The organism is Actinomadura sp. KC06, assembly GCF_004348735.1.
Taxonomy (GTDB): Bacteria; Actinomycetota; Actinomycetes; order Streptosporangiales; family Streptosporangiaceae; genus Spirillospora.
This window is the reverse complement of the sequence record NZ_SMKT01000410.1, coordinates 1-782: the sequence shown is the minus strand read 5'-3', so window position 1 is coordinate 782 and position 782 is coordinate 1. Positions and strand designations below refer to the sequence as shown.

At 77.4% G+C, this 782-nt stretch carries 1 protein-coding gene; it reads left to right on the top strand.

Going from position 1 to position 782, the window contains the following annotated elements; genetic code table 11:
- Window positions 1-375 (top strand): WYL domain-containing protein (locus E1287_RS44525; RefSeq protein ID WP_243719850.1); only part of this gene is annotated, 375 nt, incomplete at its 5' end.
- Between the last annotated feature and the right edge of the window lie 407 nt (window positions 376-782).

Here is a 782-nt window from a genome sequence, read left to right as displayed (position 1 = left end):
ACCGGGGTCAGATGCCCGCCCCGCCACCCGCCCGCCGCCGACGCCGCCGCGTTCGTCACCCGCTCGCTGGCGGCCGCCGGAACTTCGCCCGAACCGCGGCCCCTGCGGCAGGCCGTGCTGACCGTGCACGCCTCCGCCGAGGAACTCGCCGACCGGTTCCGCGTCACCGGCGCGGAAATCGAACCCGTCGACGAGCGCACCTGCGTGCTGCGCACCACCCCCGACTCCCTGGAATGGACGGCCCTGCGCATCGCCTACCTCGACCTGGACTTCGACGTTCACGGCCCGCCCGACCTCACCGCCCGCCTCGCCGCAATGGCCGCCCGCCTCTCCCGCGCCACCACCCCGGACACCGGTGGGAGGACGAACCCGTAACCCAGGAGCCGCTGCAGGCCGCCCCCGCCCGCACCGATGGCGGATGAGCGCACCGCGCAGCACGAGGACGCACCCGACCAGGCCGCACCCCGCGCGTGTACCCAAGCCCGAGCCGAGGCCGGGCGCGACGTCCACCGGCGGGGTGCGCCTTGCCGGAGGTCCGGGGACGGACGGGCTAGCGGGCTCGGCCGTCCGGTTCGGGTGCGGTGGGTTCACCGGCCTGTGCCGCTACTGGTTCGCGGAGGACGCACCCGCGCAGCCCGCGCGTGTACCCAAGCCCAGGTCGGACGCGGGCCGGGCCCGGGCGGGGCGCCGTCTCCGGCGGGGGGCGCCTCGCCGGTCGTCCGGGGCGGCGGCTAGCGGGCCTGGTCGTCCGGTTCGGGTGCGGCGGGGGCACTGGCCTGTGG